This window comes from Enterococcus devriesei (genome assembly GCF_001885905.1).
Taxonomy (GTDB): Bacteria; Bacillota; Bacilli; order Lactobacillales; family Enterococcaceae; genus Enterococcus_A; species Enterococcus_A devriesei.
In genome coordinates this window covers 185,953-200,666 of record NZ_JXKM01000004.1, presented here as the reverse complement: position 1 = coordinate 200,666, position 14,714 = coordinate 185,953, and the positions used below count along the sequence as shown (strand labels likewise).

The window sequence follows — 14,714 nt, the reverse complement described above, 5'->3', positions numbered from 1 at the left end:
TAATTCCAATCTCTTGTACCACAAGGGGTAAAAAGCACACAAAAAAGGAACCTACCCAATCTGTTACACTTAGGTTGTCCTAGACAGACTTGTACTCAAAAAGGAGGGATTCCCTGTGTCTATTATAAAACAACCCACTCTGTTCGATCTAAATATTTTAATGCAATTGGATATTGAAGACAAATACATCGAACTCTTCTCCCCAATAACGAGTGCAGGTAGAACATCAGCTCGTCCAATTAATATATGATGTGAAACGGTCGCCACACAACGTCTCTGACGTCAGAAAAAGGAAAAAGAAATAGTCGCATAATTTCAAAAAGAAGGTTAGTTGAAATTGGTCGAGTGTTTGCTTTTTTTGAAAGTTAGTTATGAAATTGATTCACATATTAAAGTGTTCTTAGAAATCTTATCATTTAAAGAAGCTGAATTTGATCCTTCGACTATTATTCTGAAAAAAATATATTTTATAGGACTTTTGAGATTGATATAAAACCATGTAGGTGGATATATATTTTCTACGTCTATTTGAAAGCGAATGGGTTATAATAGATAAGAAGTTTTTTGTATGAGCTAAAAAAAATTTTAACAGGGAGTTAAAAGTATGAGTCATTTACCTGAGCATCAAGTCAAAAATCTTGTGACACGAATCAATCGGATCGAAGGACAGGTTGGCGGTATTAAAAAAATGATCTTAGCGGAAAAGCCTTATGACGAAATCATTATTCAGTTAAACTCCACGCGAGCGGCGATTCAACGGATTAGTAAGATTCTACTTGAAGCGCAAGCGGATCATTCTTTAATGAATGTTGCTGAAGGCGGCGAGCTTGAAAAAGAAATGGAACAGCTGCAAAATGTTATTAAGCAATACAATAAAATGAATTAAAAAGAAAGGATGTGCTTGACACGTCCTTTCTTTTTGGTTAATCGAATTCGGTTTTCAGCTCAGTTTTCGGACTATTTTTTTCTGACGGGCTTCTTAATAGAATAGCAGAGTGAATAATAACTGCCACCGATCCAATATTATGGACCAAGGCACCAGTGATAGGTCCAATCAATCCTAATGTCGCAAGAACTACCGCAATCAGATTCAAGCCCATCGCCAAAATAATATTGATCTTGATCGTTTTTAAAGTCCTTTTCGCGAGTCCTAAAAGGTAAGGCAGCTCCGTCAATTCATCCTGCATCAGGACGATATCCGCTGCATCGATGGCAATATCACTACCGACTCCACCCATCGCGATCCCTACATCAGCCAGCTTCAACGCTGGAGCATCATTGATCCCGTCACCGATCATGGCCACATTGTAGCAGTTGTTTTGCAAGTTGCGAATCGCATTTAGCTTGTCTTCCGGTAAATACTCGGCGTAGACTTCCTGGATGCCTATTTGTTCCGCGATTGATTCGGCAATCAATTGGCTATCGCCTGTCAGCAAGATCGGTTGTGTTTTTTGTTGTTGGAGTTTAGCGATGATTGTTTGAGTTTCCGGTCTCAATGTATCGGTTAAAGCAATCGCGCCAGCCAATTTTTCTTCGATCTCTATATAAATCACGGTATAGTGCTTTGCCAGCCAAGTATTCACAGTTTCCTCTTGCGGGAAGGTGGTTTCCATCAAGAGCTTTCTGTTACCTAAACGGATTTTTTTTCCTTGATACAGGGCAGTCAAACCTCGCCCTGGCAAGATTTGCAAATTCGTTACCTTGTGGAGCGACAGCTCGGCTTGATTAAATTCAGCTGTAATCGCCTTGCCTAAAGGATGTTCTGAATGATATTCGACTGTTGCCGCTAGCTTTAATAATTCTTGTTTGGAACATTCCGCGGTAAAGCTGACAAACTCCACTACTTTTGGTTCGCCATAAGTGAGTGTGCCCGTTTTATCAAAAGTAATACGATCGACTGATGCCAATTTTTCTAAGCTTTCGCCTGATTTGATTAAAATGCCATGTTTCGTGGCATTTCCGACGGCTGCAATGACGGCTGTGGGTGTTGCTAATACTAAAGCACAAGGACAGAAGACGACTAAAATCGTGACCGCACGCTGAATATCTTTCGTGATGAACCAAGTGAGTAACGCCGTTATTAGAGAAGCAAAAACAATCCAAGTCGCCCATTTGTCCGCCGTCAAAACGATCGGAGCGCTCTCGGCGTCCGCCGCTTGAACGAGATGAATCATTTTTTGCAAGGAAGAATCTGCTTCGTTTTTTGTGGCTATCATTTCAAAGGTGCCGTATTGATTAATAGTGCCACTGTATACGTCGTCGCCAATCGCTTTATCAATAGGTAACGCTTCTCCTGTCAACAACGCTTGATTCACTGAAGATTGTCCTACTAGAATCTCACCATCCACAGGGATCGTTTCACCAGCGATTACACGCAAATGATCGCCTTTTTTTACTTGCTCCAATGGGACAACTGTTTCTCCCTCAGTAGTGATTTTGCGAGCAGTTGAGGGTGACAAATTGATCAATTTTTCGATACCGGTTTGCGCTTTTCTAACAGTCAGCTCCTCCAAATAAGCACCAATCGTCATAATCACCGCGATTTCCGCCGCCGCAAAAATTTCCCCAATGAAAATCGAAGCAATCAGGGCGATCGATACCAGCACGTCCGCTTTAACATCGAATTCCGTGATCAAACCGATCGCAGCGTCTTTAATGATCGGCAAGCCGCAAAGAATCACCGCGATCCAAGCAGCATCAAAAGGCAACGCTGTAGGAAAGAGAACAATTATGAGTAAGGTAGAAAGGGAGAGTAAAATCAAGGTGGGTGTCTGGTACTTTTCAAAATTTAAGATCATTTTTACTCCTTCCAATATACCCCCATGGGGCATGTTTGTTTTTTATTAGCTTACGCTTAATCGAAAAAAAATTCAAGAATTAATTGAAAAAGATTATCAATTAGTTCCTGAATTTTTAGGGATTTAGTTTTCGTTTATTCAATCGTAAAATCTATTGCAACGTTTTTACGACTCAATCGGTGTGAGAAATCATTTTTCAATTTGTTTCGGTTTTAAATCGAACGAGGTCACCTTTTGCTGGAAGTTCTTTAGTAACTGGAATCCACGAATGGTTCTCAAATCTTTCGTAAGCTTCAAAAACAAAGGGGAGTCCCTGTGCCGATTCAATGATGTCAGAATCCATCAGTTGGAAGTGCAAATGAGGTTCGGTTGAGTTGCCAGAATGTCCCACTTTTCCGAGAAAAGCTCCCGCAGTCACCAATTGGCCTACTTTTACGGCAATCGAATCTTTTTGTAGATGGCAAACTGCCGCAAGGAGCCGATCAGAATGCTGAAGGATCACATAATTTCCAGCGATTTTTTCAAAGCCGTCACGTTGGGGATCGAAGAAAAGTGAATTACGAATCAGTGTTTTTTGACCTTGAAACCATGAAGCGCTTGTTCCATCAGCGGTATTATTTTTGACCTGCACTACTTTGCCGGAAAAAGGAGCATAGACCGGCTGTCCAAAACAGTAAAAATGATTCAAAGCAACCCCGCCTAAATAATAATCTAGCCGTTTCTTGTCATGGGTAACTTGCTTTTGATTCGCGGGAGCGATCTGGATAAAATCAAAGGCGTAACGCAGACCGAAGCGATTGGTTCCGTGGCTAGGAACACGATCTTTGGGGCTGGTTTCAACGAACCATTCCCCTTGAAGCGGGGCAACGATCGTCAAATTTTTTTCATTCATAATCTTTAGCTCCTTTTCGGGTGTGCTTTTGGAAAATAGACGGATGAGTAAATAGGAAAATCGCGTTTTCATACATCTCTTTTCTATCTAACAAAGCAGCTATTCATTTTGTGGGAAAGCCTTTTCAAACCGCTTGAAAATTAATCTAATAAAACAAAAATAGCGAGGCATGAAACAAAATGCTTCGCTGTTTTTGTGGAATAAAGTTAATGTCCTTTATGTTTTTCGCGTTTTTTCTCTTGCCGCTTTTGGAAACGCTCGTTAATCAACGCCGCCTTTTTCTGCCGCTTGTTGGCTTTGTTTTCGATCTTTGCTTGATCACGTAATTCGCTCATTGTACGCTGAGCTTTTGTTGAAACAACCGGTTTGCGCTTCTCACGATTGATCAAACGCTGCAGGCGTTTTGGATTTTGTTTCTTATTACTCTTTTTTTCAGCCGCTACTGAACCGGATCTTTCAAGTAACTGAGGTAATTGTTCGAAAATGAAAGCCAAAACATCTGCGTCCTTTGGCTCAGGACCAAAAACATATCGGATTGCTTGGTAATGGCCATCGATCTCGTTTTCTACCAAACCACACCAAAAACTGCCATCGAAGTAAATCGTCAACTTCATTATGACACCTCCCTTTGATTTATTTCTAGCAAAGGACAACCCAGGGAGGGCAGGTTACTGACATTTTCATGCGACGGACTACCAACCGTCATGTGTTTTTATGCTCACTAGTAGTTTACCTGACTCATTCAAAAAAGCAACGCTATAAAACGAAAACAACATACTAATATAACTTTTTATAATACTTGATATGTTGTAATCATATTTTTACTTTCGCTAGAAATATTTGAGACAAGCATAAATCAATCTGCTTATCCGTTATCGATCTTCCTTTTAAGGTGTACAAAGCCACGATAGATCACGTGTTTAACGTATAAAAAGATTTTTTTACGTTATAAAATATTGTGCTTTTAAATGCTATTTTTGAATACATTTTAAAGATTAGATTAACAAGAAATGATAAGTGCTGTATCGTATTAAGTGTAGAATAACAGCGCATATTAAAAGAAAAAAGGAAAGGTGTTTTAAGATTGATTAAATTGTATAGTTCAGCTAGTTGTACATCCTGCAGAAAAGCGAAGGCTTGGCTATTAGAGCAAGGGTTGACCTTCGAGGAGCGAAATATTATTTCGGACCCACTAACTAAAACAGAAATCAAAGAAATCCTTGCATTGACTGAAACGGGTACGGATGAAATTATTTCTCCACGCTCGAAAGTTTATCAAAAGCTAGACATCGATTTTGACGAATTAAGCCTGAGTGAATTAGTGGCTGTGATCGAAGAGAATCCAAGTATCTTAAGACGTCCGATTTTGATGGACGAGCGAAGATTGCAGATTGGCTACAATGAGGATGAGATCCATCAATTTATTCCACGAGAAGTACGCAAAGTGACCTCAAAGAAGTTAACCGAGATTTTAATTTATCTGGATATGGAAAAAGAAAGTTTGGTTTAAGGGATATTTCTGTTACAACAGGAGAGAAACAGCGTATTTTATAAAAGAGACCTTTTTTCATTTAAGGAAGAGAAAGGGGTTTTAGCAAATGATGACGGAGTTTGAAAACAACGCGATTGAAGTCATGTTAACGGCGGGTATCAGTGAGGAACATATTCAACGGCAGAAAAAAGCATTTATCAAAGCTGCTGAATTAGAGGATTACTATGACCCAGTTGCAGACAACGAAGGTCCAAGTAAAGAGATCCCTGTTCAGAAGATCAGTGGGATAAAAGGGAAAGAGAAACTCGCAGGGGAATCCGTTTACGATCTTTTCATGGGTGTTACTGGAGAATGTGACACCGAAAAAATCAAAGAGCACCTCCATTCATTACAGAAAAATGGGTTGGCATTTCAACAAGCATTTTATTCTGGCGATTTCAATCTTGAGCCTGTTCATCAGCTTCAATTCAACTATTATCAAGAGGATGACTGCTACATCCTGCAAGAGCAGGGGCTTCATCGGCTAGTTGCGGCCAAAATGTTCGATGCGCCTTATCTTTCCGGGGTAGTCACTGTTTATGAATTGAATGAAGCAAACAAAAAATTGTATGCGGAATATATTTCGTTAAAAGAACTTTTGCGTTTGACCGATATGAAGGGGATGACCTTGGATCTTTTTAGAGAAAAGAATAATTTTTAATCCGAAAAAACTCCGGCTTTCATGATTGAACATGAGTGCAGGAGTTTTTTTGACTATAAAGAAAGTATAAAATTTTCAAATGAATAAATTACTTTACAACAGGTACATCCATGTCCGGCTTCACGAACTAGCTTTATCGGCAATAAGTTGAGCGAGTTCGCGAAAGCCTCTCTTACTACATATATCCGCAGGCTTCCTTCCAAGTCATCCAAAAATGGATACCGCCAGTGGAATCGACCCAACGATTGGGGTTGTAATTTTCAGCAACGACCCATTCGCCTGTCCGATAAATAAAGTTATCATCGACATAGGAGATTGCCTCATTGTAAGAAACCTTCGTAAATTTGTCCTTGATCGATAACACCTTAGCTTTGTCGCAGCGACAGGTGGTGTTAGTGGCTGATGAGCGGCGGGCATCAGCGGGAACTAAAAGTTGAACGATACGATAATCCAAGCATTCCTTGTAGGCAAGGAATGCTCCCTCTTCAGGACAATGCATCGCAAAATACTGCGTCTGTTCATCATAGATGATGTCCGTTAGATCAGCAGTTTCCAGCATGGCGAAAAAAAGATTCGCGCCGGAAATATCCGCACCTCCCAGATTGCAGTGTTGAAAATCGGTTCCTTGTAGATTGGCGTTTTTTAAAATTGCTTCCGAAAAATCACATTCAATACACAAACAATTGCTTAAGTCGGCACCAGTCAAATCCCCATTGGAAAAATCTACTCGCTCAAACGTCAGGTGATGGAAATTGGCATTTTGCAGCTTGCGAAAAGCATAATCATGATCTTTAAGTCCATCCGTCATCGTCCCCGCATCCTTTCTGATGGCACCTCTCTTTATTTTAGCATCATAGCAAGTGGGACGCTATGCTATGAGCATTATTCTCCAAGCTCGATCCAGTAGACTTGAACCCATTCACCATCTGTATGAAGAAATTCCCGTTCTAACACGCCGCCTGCGTTGAGGATTGTTTTTCGGGAAGCAACATTGTCTTTAGCACAAGCAATCATGACTTCTTCTAAGCCAAGGGATTTGCAAAAAAGCAGCCCTAAGCGAAGCATTTCGCCGGCGTAGCCCTTTTGCCGTTCACTTGGCCGAACCCCATAGCCGATATGGCCGCCATAATTTCGCAGAAAATCGTTTAGAAAATGGCGAATATTAATAATGCCGACGATTTTCTGATCCTCTGTTCGAATCACTAGGAAGGTCGTTCCGGTCACCCAGTCAGGGTTGATGATCGTCGGATCGGACGCAGTTGCAATGCGCTCTAGCCAATCGTCATAATTTGGGCTTTCCTCAAGTAACGAAGCGCCGTGCAGATGCTCTTCACCAATTTCATGATGCTCCTTTACATAATCCAAAAGCTGCCTTTCGTGTTCTTTAGTAGGTAAAACCAGGGTAAGTTTGCTCATTGATCGTCACGCTCCTTACGCTAAAAGTTGTTTTTTATTGTAGCACAAAAAAATAGTAGAGAGAACGCTGTGGTATAAAAGGTTGATTGAAGATTTCCGTTAAAGTTTTTGAAAAATTCTAGAAAAAATACGGGTTCTTTAAATATGAATAATAAAAACACATCCGAATCCCAATCAGGACTCGGATGTGTTTATTCGCTATAAATATTGACGACGTTATACCAGTGACGATTATCATATTCCATATAGCGGTCAGGAGAAAAGCCCGATAGTGCATAGCCTAACAGGATCAATAAAATCCCGCCGCCAATCAAATAGGTAGCGACTTTGGGCAATAATAATTTGCTTTTCATACTTCCACGACCTTTCTTTGGAAAATATTTCGACGGATCAAACGCATCAAGGCCCGATGCATATTGATGAAGACTGCACTAAATTTATAAGTCAGCCACATACACAAAAGTCCACCACCAAACAGCAGCATACCGACACCAAGCTGAGTGACTCCCATAAAAACAGAATCAAAAAGGACAAAAGGACTGGTCAACGCGGCCGCAACGCCGCCAATGATTGTACCGGCAGCTAAACAGGCACCTGTAAAAGGAATACACCAGATCAAAAGGTCGATGCTGAATAAAATCAGAAACGCGGCTAGCGCTAAGCTGCCCCAAAGTGGAAAGCCGATGATCAATAAAATGATCCACAACCAATTCAATCTGCGAGGAACGCGAACCTCGGTTGGGATGCCTGCCGCTTCATAAGCAAGCTGCTTGGGATCGCCTAATTTCGCGACCGCTTGTTTTTCGGAATAGCCGTCTTCCATCAAGTCTAAAATCATTTCATCGTAGTATTCGATTAGGCGATGGACTTCGCTGGGTCGAACCTCATAGGCTAAATAATTGCTTAATTCTTTGATAAATTCTACTCGATTCATTCTTCAACACTCCTTCTGATAAATTGATGTATTGCTTCAACGTCCTGCCATTCTCGTAAAAAATTTTGAATACTGGCGATCCCCAGGTCAGTTAGGTGGTAATACTTTCGTAAACGCCCATTATGAATCTTTGAATAGGTAGCGACCTGTTTATTTGTCTCTAACCGCTTTAAAATCGGGTAGAGAGTCGATTCAGTAATCTCGATATGGGAATGAATTTCCTTGACGATTTGATAGCCATAGGAATCATACTCGACTAATGACGCCAAGACACAATACTCAATCAAGCCCTTTTTCAATTGACTATCCATTAACAACACCTCTTTATACGTTATACTATACATTACATAGTATAGAGTGACTATCAGACTTGCGACCTATTTATAAAAATTTGGACAACAAAAAAAGAGAATCTGAGGGATTCTCTTTTTGGTAATAGATGGATTTTTCTTCACCCCGTCAATAAACGATAAAAAAGTTTTGGTTTTGAGGGTGAGAAGTATTACTTTTGGCATGTGGATGAGTATCAAAAGTTATAGTGTTAATAAACACTAAACAATTTTAAGTAGCTAAACAAAAATAGAAGGTTAGAAATCGACAATTGAATCTTTAATAAGCATTAAAAAGCATAATGGATCAAACCATCTTTTTATTAAAGAAAACGCTCTACGATCTTTACGATTTCGTCGGAATAATTATAGATGGCAATCGAATTTTCCAATTCGTAAACAGTGTGATCCTCGTCATTCAATTCAATTTTCATGCCAGTTGAGTTAAAGCGTACACGTAGAATCCATTTACGGATATTGTCGTCTAATAGAATATTAAAGTAGCTTCGATTGTCTCGATAAAATAGCCGATCTAAAGGAATCGTATCTTTCAACACAACTTTACAGATAGTATAAGCTTCCAATTCCTCCGGAGTTGTGATGATTTGCGCATCCGCTTTTTCAGTCGTATCAGATTCAGATTGAACTTCTGGTTCTTCAGTAGATACGGATGATTTTAGAGCTGCACTTAATTTATCATTGACTCTTTCGGAAACGAACTGATTTAGTCCTTTTTTTATAATCGGTTTAAATTTATCAATAATTTGCTTGGTTTTCATGCCATCATAAATTTCATTGAGTAGAAACTTAATAAAGTCATCGGTTGGTTCGTCTAACTATGAAGATAGATAGTCCTTTAATGAGTATAAATATTTTAATTCAGCAGCCGAATTAGTGATTTTATCGACATCAAAATTATCCTTATGGAATTTGGCAAGTTCCGGCAACTGGTTATCCTTGATCTTAGTAATATCAACTGTTAAGAAAGGGGAGAGATCCATTTTATTGGGCTCGTCTAAGTCGGTAAAGAATTTATACTCTTGTCCATTCGTCAAGATGCCGAATTTTGATTCTGTCGTTCCAAAATATCTAAAGAGCTGGGAATCGTGTTTCGTTAATGGTTCATTAATTGATTTTGCTTCAATCAAAATCGTTGGCTTACCATCGAGAACGATAGCGTAGTCGACTTTCTCTCCTTTTTTAATTCCAACATCAGCAGTAAACTCTGGAATGAACTCTGTTGGATTAAAAAGATCATATCCCAGTGTGACAAAAAAAGGCATGATGAGAGAAGTTTTTGTTGCTTCTTCCGTTCCTATGCTGTCTTTCAATTCAATTACACGTTTTCCTAACTGTTTTAAGTCTTCTTTGAACTTGTCCATTTCCATAAAATACAACTCCTAACGTTTGATTGACATTTCCTCGCCATTGTTTATAAAGAATGGTTCTAGTTAAGTTTAACACAATCGTGCATTGTTTTGAAAACGGATACAAAAATTAATCTTGGAAATGCTTTAGGCGAGGTTAGACAACTTAAATAATTGATCTCTGAGTTTTAAATCAACAAGTAATTAAGAAAGGAAAAAAATGTTTGGATTGAGAATAATCAGCACACATTGATTAAATGATGGTTTTATCACTAACTTAGTAAAATCTTTGGGAATACAAAAACGTTCGACTGGTTTACTTAACCAGCCGAACGTTTCTTTATCTCTGTGTATCGATCTCTTTCAACGCACTTTCAGGTACTTGATCGCGATTGACTTCTTCATAGGTTTCGATATGAGCGCCTTTGCTGGATAATTTTAAGTAGCGATCCGTTTTCAATTCTGAGAGTCCGTTGAATTGGATCGTGCGCGTTTTGCCATTTTCATCAGCAGCTAATTGTTGATAGCTAGCGGTACCGTAGCCATTAACAGATTGAGGTGCCGTTGTTTTCACGTAAAGCTCACTTTTTGGAACGAGGGGATTAAGTTGATCTAAGATTGCTGCGACTTCGCTGGAAGAATTCTTTGAATAAATGGATGCTCCAAATAATAAAAGCAATACTCCTGCACATAGTCCGATTAGTTTTTTTATCATAGTTAAATTACCTTTCCTTTCAAACTTTCTATATACAGATTATCAATTTTAACAACGGATAAAATCAGCCGCAAGACCTATCTAGACCTAACAAAACTGTCACTTGAAAGTTATTTTAACTAAGTGAGTGAGGTTAAGAAAAATATCAAAAAAACTACCCTAATAAGTAGGGCAGTTTCTTCTTTATTTTGCTGGCCGATAGCCAGCTTTTTTTGCTTCCTCGATGGTTTTGAACCAAGCTTTCGGGTTCGTGGTATTGTCATAGTATTTACTTCCAGGCAGGTGATAGACCCCGCTGTTTGAACCTTTGATCAAGCCTTTACCATTTTCATCCACGTATTGTTTGGCTGGATTCTCCGAACTTGAACTGTTTGCCGTGTTGGATGTAGTAGTTACTGTACTCGTTCCGTCCGCATAATTTAAAGTTACACCCTTTTGTACGTTGAAAATATAGACATTAAATTGGACCGCATCACTGTCGATCGACTGAGCCATCATATGGACGCCTCGCGCTAGTAGTTCGTCGTCACGGAAAATCGGTACGACGGAATAGCGAACGTAATTTTTTGAACTTTTTTCTAAATAAAAACGAATATCCATCTCAAAGCGCAGCATTTCTGGGCTGTTGAGCTGTCGTGTGCCAGTGATCAAATTTTTCCAATTCGCATTTTGGCCCGTCAACTGATAACCGATTAAATGGGAACGATTGTAGAGATATTGGCCATTGATTTTTTTGTTGTGCCAACCAGTGGGAGTAACGCTGGCGATTTCCCCGCGTTTTTCTGTCGGCATCAGCTTTTTATTCAGAAGAGCTTCCGCGGAGGTGGCTCGATTCAAATGATCTAAATCACCGTATCTTTCCCACGGCCCATTTTTTATTGTGAGGTCACCTTTAGTAAAGGTAGGTTTGTTTTGATTGAGCTCAATCGTTTGTGTGCCGGAATAGTCCAAGGCTGCCAGCTCTTTCTGATCCTTTACGGCTACTTGAGCAACAGGAGCCGGCTTTGTCGGCGTGTCTGGCGTTTGTTTCATGCTGTAGACAGCGAAACTAGCTGCGGCAAGTAAGATCACCGCAACTAGTTTAGTTTTTTTGGTCAAAATTTTTCCTCTATTCTAACTCTTTTTGAGGTGTTATTCAGGAGCCCCGATGATCTTGATGTATTCATCAGGATTCATAATTTCAAAATGCTTCGCCACTAGCTGATTGCGCTTATTGCGGCGGCCAGCGATATGGATCATATATTTATTATCCGGCAACCGGAAAACATAACTCGAGAGGTAACGGTCTTTAATCAAGACTTCGGTTTTACTTTCGCCGTCACTCATGATGAGTAAAGACATCATAATGGGTTTTTCTTGTAATAGAATGGTTTTTTCTAATAGTCCACGGTATTCTTCCAAAAAAATCACTCCTTTCAATAAAAAAGACTTCATCTAATTTTAGCATTTTTATGGAAATTATGCTCTTCTGAAGAAAAATTCGCGATCGAATGGGAAAGTTTGTTAAGATGAAAAGAAAAGGCAGGTGAGGAAATGGCATTTTGGAATCCGTGGCGAGGTTGTCGGCGAGTCAGTGAAGGCTGTAAATTTTGTTTTATTCATGAAGGAGATAAGAAACGAGCCGTGGACACCAGTCTGATTGAGAAGACGGCACAATTTGATGCGCCAATCAAGCAAACGAAAAATGGCTATAAAATGAAGAGTGGACAAAAGGTCTATGTTTGTTTTTCCAGTGATTTTTTGATCGAAGAGGCTGACCCGTGGCGAGGGGAATGCTGGCAAATGATGCGAGAACGATCAGATTTGCAGTTTATTTTCCTGACAAAGCGCATCCAGCGATTATCAGAAGTGGCGCCAAAGGATTGGGGCGAAGGGTATGACAATGTAACGATTGGGGTCTCGGTAGAAACTCAAGCACGAGCCGACCAGCGTTTGAGTTCGTTACAACAGCTACCCGTCAAACACAAAAATATCATTTGTCAGCCATTGCTTGAAGAAGTGACGCTTGCTGACTATCTTGAAGGTGTTGAACTGGTGATGGCCGGTGGTGAGTACCACCAAAAAGCCCGACCGTTAAACTATGATTGGATCTTAAAACTGAGGGAAGAAGCTGTTGCAGCCAGAATTCCTTTTGAGTTTCGTCAATGTGGGACCCATTTTATTAAGGACGAAGAAATGTATCAGCTGAATTATCGCCAATTATTTTCCCAAGCGAAAAAAGCGAATATCAACTGGTATCCAAATTAAAAACCGATACAAGGAGCTGAGACTCTATTAATGTCTCAGCTCCTTGTATCGGTTTTGTTGATATTCCTGCGATTTAGTCTTCGGAAAATTCTTCCTCTACTAGTTCTGCGTTCGCCGCAGCGACCCGTTTATTGCCACGATAGAGTTCAATGATCGTCCAAGCTAAGAGTGCTAAGACAGCCGCAATCAAAAGATAAGCAATTGTGTCAGCAGTAGTAATTTCCATGGCGCTAGGATTATCACCGAAGAAACCTTCGATTTGACTTGGCAAACCAATGAGATTCAAATAGGTCAAACCGATTACGGCGATCCAGCCCAGTAATTGTACGATTTTTTTATTTTTGAAACGAGCACCCATTTCTGCGGTGCTATTGGTCATCATTAACAAAGGCAACATCGAAAATGGCAAAGCAAAGGCTAAAAAGACTTGCGAATTATTCATCAAATTATTCAACGCCTCGTGTTCCTCAATGACGCCTTTTCCGCTAAAGAGCATGACACAGATCATAACGGGGACAACAGAAATCAAACGAGTGACTAGACGACGCAGCCAAATCGGCATTTTCATGTGGATGAAGCCTTCCATAATGACTTGTCCAGTTAATGTTCCGGTGATCGTGGAATTTTGACCTGAGGCCAACAACGCTACTGCGAAAAGGGTGGATAACAAGCCGGTCTTGGCAACGCCCATTAAAAGGCTGTTGCTCATGGTCGCTGGATTTGATAAAGCTTCGTATAACCCAAAGAAAGACGGGTCTTTGACGGTGCCGGTTTTGAAAACCGCCACACCCATAATCAAAAGCAACGCGTTGACTAGAAACGCCATTGACAGTTGGATATTAGAATCCCATGTCGTAAAACGAACGGCGCTTGCAACTTCTTCTTCATCGGCATGATTGATTTTACGTGTTTGTGAGACTGCCGAGTGGAGATATAAATTGTGGGGCATCACTGTTGCACCAATGATTCCAAGCGCACCGGTTAAAGGCGTTTGCCCACCAATGGCAGGGGATTTCGCAAACGTTTCGTGTGTTGGTACGAAGCCTTTGATCACTTCACCCCAGTTTGGATCAGATAAAGCCACTTGATAAATAAAAACAAACAAAATGACAAAAATCAAACAGACAACGATGGCCTCGATTTTGCGAAAACCGATCTTTGTCAGCAATAATAAAACTAAAACATCAAAGACCGTAATAAAAACCGCGATCACTAAGGGGATATTAAAGAGTAAGTACAAGGCGATCGCCGCCCCGATAACTTCGGCGATATCGGTGGCCATGATAGCCAACTCGGTTAAGATCCAGAGGACGATCCCAAGCGCTTTACTCGTCCGAGCCCGAATCGCTTGGGCCAAGTCCATCTGAGTGACGATCCCTAATTTTGCGGCCATGTATTGCAAAAGCATCGCCACTAAACTGGAAAGCAAGATAACCGACATCAATAAGTATTGAAAATTTTGTCCGCCGGTGATGGAAGTGGACCAATTGCCTGGGTCCATGTAACCAACGGCAACTAAAGCGCCTGGACCTGAGTAGGCCAGCAGTGTGCGCCAAAAACTTTTTCCTTTTGGTACTTCGACGGTACCATTGACTTCCTCTAAGGAAAGTCCGTTTGTATGTTTCAAAATGGGATTTTTTTCTTTACTCAAGAGGTTCCCACCTTTCTATTAAACTTTTCTACGAAGCAATCATACACCCAAAGCTAGGAAAATAAAAGAAAAATATTCGGCGTGCCTAAACTTTTCGAAAGATGCGACTTTTTATTCAAAATGCAAGAGCATATTTCTTTTATTTGAACTTCAATTTCTTTAAAGTAAAAGAA

The 14,714-nt window shown here is 40.2% G+C and carries 16 protein-coding genes and 1 pseudogene; 4 read left to right on the top strand and 13 right to left on the bottom strand.

Annotation, left to right across the window (positions count from 1 at the left end; genetic code table 11):
- Positions 1 to 604 precede the first annotated feature (604 nt).
- Positions 605 to 886, top strand: a complete 282-nt coding sequence (locus RV00_RS07515) for a metal-sensitive transcriptional regulator (RefSeq protein ID WP_071861982.1) — start codon at positions 605 to 607, stop codon at positions 884 to 886.
- 37 nt (positions 887 to 923) lie between these two features.
- On the opposite strand, the gene RV00_RS07510 is transcribed toward RV00_RS07515, so the two are convergent.
- From RV00_RS07510 to RV00_RS07500, 3 genes are all read right to left on the bottom strand, one after another.
- On the bottom strand, positions 924 to 2,798 hold the full coding sequence (locus tag RV00_RS07510; RefSeq protein WP_211272378.1) for a heavy metal translocating P-type ATPase: 1,875 nt from the start codon (positions 2,796 to 2,798) through the stop codon (positions 924 to 926).
- A gap of 196 nt (positions 2,799 to 2,994) precedes the next feature.
- A complete protein-coding gene (locus RV00_RS07505; RefSeq protein ID WP_071861980.1) occupies positions 2,995 to 3,690 on the bottom strand; it encodes a M23 family metallopeptidase in 696 nt (231 codons plus the stop codon).
- Positions 3,691 to 3,896: 206 nt separating this feature from the next.
- Positions 3,897 to 4,304, bottom strand: coding sequence for a YjdF family protein (locus tag RV00_RS07500; RefSeq protein ID WP_071861979.1), 408 nt, complete (start codon positions 4,302 to 4,304; stop codon positions 3,897 to 3,899).
- Positions 4,305 to 4,774: 470 nt separating this feature from the next.
- Here RV00_RS07500 and spx point away from each other — a divergent pair, with 470 nt between their 5' ends.
- A complete protein-coding gene (gene spx, locus RV00_RS07495; RefSeq protein WP_071861978.1) occupies positions 4,775 to 5,200 on the top strand; it encodes a transcriptional regulator Spx in 426 nt (141 codons plus the stop codon).
- Between the two features lie 88 nt (positions 5,201 to 5,288).
- Positions 5,289 to 5,882, top strand: coding sequence for a hypothetical protein (locus RV00_RS07490; RefSeq protein WP_071861977.1), 594 nt, complete (start codon positions 5,289 to 5,291; stop codon positions 5,880 to 5,882).
- Between the two features lie 175 nt (positions 5,883 to 6,057).
- Here RV00_RS07490 and RV00_RS07485 read toward each other — a convergent pair whose 3' ends face one another.
- From RV00_RS07485 to RV00_RS07450, 9 genes and pseudogenes are all read right to left on the bottom strand, one after another.
- Entirely contained in the window at positions 6,058 to 6,690 is a 633-nt protein-coding gene (locus RV00_RS07485; protein WP_071861976.1) for a pentapeptide repeat-containing protein, read from the bottom strand.
- A 74-nt stretch (positions 6,691 to 6,764) separates the two neighbouring features.
- Entirely contained in the window at positions 6,765 to 7,298 is a 534-nt protein-coding gene (locus tag RV00_RS07480; protein WP_071861975.1) for a GNAT family N-acetyltransferase, read from the bottom strand.
- Positions 7,299 to 7,489: 191 nt separating this feature from the next.
- Complete coding sequence (locus RV00_RS16380; RefSeq protein ID WP_169818934.1) at positions 7,490 to 7,651, bottom strand: hypothetical protein; 162 nt, start codon at positions 7,649 to 7,651, stop codon at positions 7,490 to 7,492.
- Positions 7,648 to 8,232, bottom strand: coding sequence for a DUF1700 domain-containing protein (locus RV00_RS07475; RefSeq protein ID WP_071861974.1), 585 nt, complete (start codon positions 8,230 to 8,232; stop codon positions 7,648 to 7,650). Before RV00_RS07475 ends, RV00_RS16380 begins: the two co-directional genes overlap by 4 nt.
- Entirely contained in the window at positions 8,229 to 8,543 is a 315-nt protein-coding gene (locus RV00_RS07470) for a PadR family transcriptional regulator (protein WP_071861973.1), read from the bottom strand. Before RV00_RS07470 ends, RV00_RS07475 begins: the two co-directional genes overlap by 4 nt.
- A 341-nt stretch (positions 8,544 to 8,884) precedes the next feature.
- Positions 8,885 to 9,949: pseudogene (locus RV00_RS07465) on the bottom strand (type I restriction endonuclease).
- 319 nt (positions 9,950 to 10,268) lie between these two features.
- A complete protein-coding gene (locus RV00_RS07460; protein WP_071861972.1) occupies positions 10,269 to 10,643 on the bottom strand; it encodes a YxeA family protein in 375 nt (124 codons plus the stop codon).
- 183 nt (positions 10,644 to 10,826) lie between these two features.
- Positions 10,827 to 11,744: a DNA/RNA non-specific endonuclease gene (locus RV00_RS07455; protein WP_376716842.1), complete on the bottom strand. Its 918-nt coding sequence runs from the start codon at positions 11,742 to 11,744 to the stop codon at positions 10,827 to 10,829.
- 30 nt (positions 11,745 to 11,774) lie between these two features.
- Positions 11,775 to 12,053, bottom strand: a complete 279-nt coding sequence (locus RV00_RS07450) for a hypothetical protein (protein WP_249024084.1) — start codon at positions 12,051 to 12,053, stop codon at positions 11,775 to 11,777.
- Between the two features lie 123 nt (positions 12,054 to 12,176).
- On the opposite strand from RV00_RS07450, the gene RV00_RS07445 reads away from it, so the two are divergent.
- Positions 12,177 to 12,890, top strand: coding sequence for a DUF5131 family protein (locus tag RV00_RS07445; RefSeq protein WP_071861969.1), 714 nt, complete (start codon positions 12,177 to 12,179; stop codon positions 12,888 to 12,890).
- A 73-nt stretch (positions 12,891 to 12,963) separates the two neighbouring features.
- On the opposite strand, the gene RV00_RS07440 is transcribed toward RV00_RS07445, so the two are convergent.
- Positions 12,964 to 14,541: an Nramp family divalent metal transporter gene (locus RV00_RS07440; RefSeq protein WP_071861968.1), complete on the bottom strand. Its 1,578-nt coding sequence runs from the start codon at positions 14,539 to 14,541 to the stop codon at positions 12,964 to 12,966.
- Positions 14,542 to 14,714: the final 173 nt, after the last annotated feature.

Excerpts from the sequence above, each read along its gene's own strand:
- RV00_RS07515 (WP_071861982.1), top strand. The coding sequence starts at position 605 with ATGAGTCATTTACCTGAGCATCAAGTCAAAAATCTTGTGACACGAATC.
- RV00_RS07510 (WP_211272378.1), bottom strand. The coding sequence starts at position 2,798 with ATGATCTTAAATTTTGAAAAGTACCAGACACCCACCTTGATTTTACTC.
- RV00_RS07505 (WP_071861980.1), bottom strand. The coding sequence starts at position 3,690 with ATGAATGAAAAAAATTTGACGATCGTTGCCCCGCTTCAAGGGGAATGG.
- RV00_RS07500 (WP_071861979.1), bottom strand. The coding sequence starts at position 4,304 with ATGAAGTTGACGATTTACTTCGATGGCAGTTTTTGGTGTGGTTTGGTA.
- RV00_RS07490 (WP_071861977.1), top strand. The coding sequence starts at position 5,289 with ATGATGACGGAGTTTGAAAACAACGCGATTGAAGTCATGTTAACGGCG.
- RV00_RS07485 (WP_071861976.1), bottom strand. The coding sequence starts at position 6,690 with ATGACGGATGGACTTAAAGATCATGATTATGCTTTTCGCAAGCTGCAA.
- RV00_RS07480 (WP_071861975.1), bottom strand. The coding sequence starts at position 7,298 with ATGAGCAAACTTACCCTGGTTTTACCTACTAAAGAACACGAAAGGCAG.
- RV00_RS16380 (WP_169818934.1), bottom strand. The coding sequence starts at position 7,651 with ATGAAAAGCAAATTATTATTGCCCAAAGTCGCTACCTATTTGATTGGC.
- RV00_RS07475 (WP_071861974.1), bottom strand. The coding sequence starts at position 8,232 with ATGAATCGAGTAGAATTTATCAAAGAATTAAGCAATTATTTAGCCTAT.
- RV00_RS07470 (WP_071861973.1), bottom strand. The coding sequence starts at position 8,543 with ATGGATAGTCAATTGAAAAAGGGCTTGATTGAGTATTGTGTCTTGGCG.
- RV00_RS07460 (WP_071861972.1), bottom strand. The coding sequence starts at position 10,643 with ATGATAAAAAAACTAATCGGACTATGTGCAGGAGTATTGCTTTTATTA.
- RV00_RS07445 (WP_071861969.1), top strand. The coding sequence starts at position 12,177 with ATGGCATTTTGGAATCCGTGGCGAGGTTGTCGGCGAGTCAGTGAAGGC.